This window comes from Nocardia farcinica (assembly GCF_029867845.1).
Taxonomy (GTDB): domain Bacteria; phylum Actinomycetota; class Actinomycetes; order Mycobacteriales; family Mycobacteriaceae; genus Nocardia; species Nocardia farcinica_A.
Genome location: NZ_JARWRU010000241.1, coordinates 1 through 3786, shown reverse-complemented (window position 1 = coordinate 3786; position 3786 = coordinate 1). Strand labels below are relative to the sequence as shown.

Here is a 3786-nt window from a genome sequence, read left to right as displayed (position 1 = left end):
CCGTGCGGCCGGGGGGGTTGCCGCCGGTGGGCGGGGCCGGGCGGACCGGGGCGGCGGGCGCGCACGGCCCCCCTCGCTCGTGCGGCTGGCCGCACGCACGGCTGTCGGCACGCACGGGCAACCGGTACGCGAACACGACGGCTCGTCACCGCGGCAGTTCGTCGCATGGGCGGCGATCCGGCGGCGCGCGTGGTGGTCCGCCCCGCCCGGCAGACCGTCGCACCTACGGACGACCGTTCGATGCCGCCCCGGATTCGCGGCGGCGGGTTCGGCGGTGCGTCGTGTGGCGTCCCCGTCGTGCCGGCGGAGCGTGCCGGCGGAGCGAACGAGCTCTCCGGCCGATGCCGGCGACACCGGGTGACCCTCCTCGGAACGAGATGACTGTGAGCACAACAGAACCCTTGGCCCCCGCGGCCGCCTCGTCCTCCCCGGACGCACCGCCCGTCGATCCCGCCGGCGCCACACCGGCCGGCCGAACACCCGCCCCGCGCGGCGGCCCCCAAGCCCTCGCCCTGCGCCTGCACTTCTACGCCGGCGTCTTCGTGGCCCCGTTCGTCCTGGTCGCCGCGGTCACCGGCGCGCTCTACGCCATCGCCCCGACACTGGAGCAGATCGTCTCGCGCGATCTGCTCACCGTCGAGGCGGCGGGCACGCCGAGGCCGCTGTCCGAACAGGTCGACGCGGCGACCGCCGTGCGACCCGATCTGCCGCTGGTGGCCGTCTCCCCCGCCCCCGGCGAGACCGACACCACCCGGGTGCTCTTCGCCGACGCGACGTTGGGCGAATCCGAGCGGCGGGCGGTCTTCGTGAACCCCTATACCGCCGAGCCGGTCGGTGAGTCGGTGGTCTACGGCAGTTCGGGTGCGCTGCCCCTGCGCACCTGGATCGACCGGCTGCACCGGGATCTGCACCTGGGCGAGCCGGGCAGGCTCTACAGCGAACTGGCCGCGTCCTGGCTGTGGATCGTGGTCCTCGCGGGGGTGCTGCTGTGGTGGCGGCGGGTGCGCTCGCGGCGCAGCCGCAATTCCGCCGCCTGGCTGCTGGCGCCGGATCGCAGCCGGGCCGGGCGGCCGCGCACGGTCAACTGGCACGGCGCGATCGGCGTGTGGATCCTGCCGCTGGCGGCATTGCTGTCGGTGACCGGTATGACCTGGTCGGCCTACGCCGGGGCCAACATCTCCGAGCTGCGCACCCAACTCAGTTGGACCACCCCGTCGGTGAGCACCACGCTGGACAGCGCGCCCGCCACCGCCCCCGATGGCGGCCACCACCACGGTGATTCGCCCGCGATGCCCGCCCACACCGAATCCGGTTCGCGCGCCGCGGAAATCGAGCGGGCATACACGGCCACTCTGGCCGCGGGCATCACCCAGGCCGTCGAGATCGCGGTGCCGGCCGCGGACGGACAGGCCTACGCGGTGAAGGAGCGGCGGCTGCCCGGCATCTACACGGTGAACTCGGTCGCCGTGGACGGGCGCACCGGTGCGATCACCGACCGCCTCGACTACGCGGACTGGCCGCTGATGGCCAAGCTGTCCAACTGGGGCATCCAGTTCCACATGGGCCTGATGTTCGGCCTGGCCAACCAGCTGTTGCTGCTGGCTGCGATGGCCGGTCTGGTCCTGGTGATCGTGCTCGGTTACCGGTCGTGGTGGCAGCGCAGACCGACGCGCGGGGCAGGCCGCCGTCCGGGCGGGCGGGCGCCGCGGCGCGGTGCGCTGCGCGGCTCTTCGCCGTGGCTGGCGCTGCCGCTGCTCGGGGCTGCGCTGGTGGTGGGCTGGTTCGCACCGCTCGTCGGGACGAGCCTGCTGGTCTTCCTGGCTGTCGACATCCTGGTGGGCCTGCGCTCGCGGCTGCGCGCGACGTCCTGATCCTCGCGAACGGTGAACCCTGATGTTTGAGGGGCATCGGGGTTCGCCGCACGGGTTTGCCGCGGGCGGACCCGGGTACGCGGGCGGGACCCGAACGTCCGCACGGTGAGGCCCCGCACCGTGGGCCTGCACCGTGAGGCCCCGCACGGAAGGCACTGTCATGGCAACGTTCGACTCCACCACCAGGACGAACGAGTGGTCGCCGGTCCGCATCGCCGCTCTCGTGGTCGGCGCGGTGTTCCTGCTGGTCGGCATCCTCGGCTTCATCCCGGGCATCACCAGCAACTACGACACCCTGGAATGGGCGGGCCACCACTCCGAGGCCCGGTTGTTCGGCCTGTTCGCCGTCTCGATCCTGCACAACCTGGTGCATCTGGCCTTCGGCATCCTCGGTCTGATCGCCTCGCGAACGGCAGGCGCCGCCACGAGTTTCCTGATCGGCGGTGGCGTGATCTACCTGGCGCTGTGGCTCTACGGCCTGGTCGTCGACAAGGAGAGTTCGGCCAACTTCGTCCCCGTCAACACCGCCGACGACTGGCTGCACTTCGGCCTCGGCCTCGGCATGATCGCCCTCGGCGCCCTGCTGCCGAGGGTGGTCCGTGGCCGCACCCACACCGGACTGCTGAACTGACCGGCGGCGCGCGCCCCCGCGTGCGAGGAGAGGCCATCGTTTGAGGAGAGGCCCTCGTTTATGGCATGGACCCCCGGGTAGCCGACGCGGTGACCCGTCATCGAGGAAAGGGGTTGGTATGAGCACGATGGCCGCCACCGTGGACGTCGAGGTTCCCGTTCGCACCGCCTACAACCAGTGGACGCAGTTCGAATCCTTCCCGCAGTTCATGGAGGGCGTGGAGGCCGTGCGTCAGCTCGACGACCGGCACACCCACTGGCGCATCCACGTCGGGCCGTCGACCAGGGAGTTCGACGCCACCATCACCGAGCAGCATCCCGACGAACGGGTGGCGTGGAAGTCCGACTCCGGCCCGAATCACGCCGGTGTCATCACCTTCCACCGTCTCGACGACAACCACACCCGCGTCACCGCGCAGATGGACGTCGACCCCGAGGGCTTCGTCGAACAGGCCGCCGACAAGCTCGGTGTGCTGAAGCACCGCGTGAACGGGGATCTGAAGCGTTTCAAGGAGTTCATCGAGAGCCAGGGGGCGGAGACCGGCGCCTGGCGCGGAGACATTCCCCGTCCCGACGCGTAGATCTGTTCCAGCGCGACCGGTTCCGGCGCACCCGGTTCCAGCGGACACCGGTTGCGGCACACCCGATTCCGGTGCGGGGACCGCATCGCCCCCGAGGCCAGGGCGGCGGCGCGGTCACCGGACCGGGCCTGCCCCCGCCGACGGCACCACCGCGAACGTCCTCGGCCGAGGGTGCCCGGCCGCCGTGAGCCGCTGCCCGACCGCCGGCGCGACCGCCGCCGCACGGGCGCGGTCCACCAGAGCGATGGCACTGCCGCCGAATCCACCGCCCACCATGCGCGCGCCGTACGCGCCGGCGGCGATGGCCGCGTCCACGGCCTCGTCCAGCGCCGGGGTGGACACCTCGAAGTCGTCGCGCAGGGACGCGTGCCCCTCGGTGAGGATCGGACCGATCTCGCGGGGGTCGGCTCCCGCGCGCAGCCGAGCCGCCACCGCGGCCCCCCTGGCGTTCTCGGTCACCACATGCCGGGCGCGGCGGCGCAGCACCGGGTCGCCGATGCGGGTCACCTGCGCGGGACCGGCGATCTCGCGCAGGCTGCGCACGCCGAGTTCCCGTGCGGCCGCTTCGCATTCGGCGCGGGGGGGGGGGGGGGGCCGCCCCCCCCCCCCCGCCCCCCCCGCAGCAAAGAAGGGAGGGTGGGGCGGGGAGGGGGCCGGACCCCCCCCCGCCCCCCCCCCCCCCGCCCGGCGGGGGGGGGGGGGGG

At 73.2% G+C, this 3786-nt stretch carries 3 protein-coding genes and 1 pseudogene; 3 read left to right on the top strand and 1 reads right to left on the bottom strand.

Annotated features, from left to right (window positions below):
- Positions 1-377 precede the first annotated feature (377 nt).
- The 3 genes from QH283_RS05045 to QH283_RS05035 all read left to right on the top strand — a co-directional run bounded on the left by QH283_RS05045 (position 378) and on the right by QH283_RS05035 (position 3082).
- Positions 378-1871, top strand: a complete 1494-nt coding sequence (locus QH283_RS05045; RefSeq protein WP_432420660.1) for a PepSY-associated TM helix domain-containing protein — start codon at positions 378-380, stop codon at positions 1869-1871.
- A gap of 160 nt (positions 1872-2031) precedes the next feature.
- A complete protein-coding gene (locus QH283_RS05040; RefSeq protein ID WP_280501844.1) occupies positions 2032-2502 on the top strand; it encodes a DUF4383 domain-containing protein in 471 nt (156 codons plus the stop codon).
- Positions 2503-2620: 118 nt separating this feature from the next.
- On the top strand, positions 2621-3082 hold the full coding sequence (locus QH283_RS05035) for an SRPBCC family protein (RefSeq protein WP_280501843.1): 462 nt from the start codon (positions 2621-2623) through the stop codon (positions 3080-3082).
- A gap of 114 nt (positions 3083-3196) precedes the next feature.
- Here the strand turns inward: QH283_RS05035 and QH283_RS05030 are convergent.
- Positions 3197-3786 (bottom strand): annotated as a pseudogene (locus QH283_RS05030) (hypothetical protein); the annotation flags it as partial.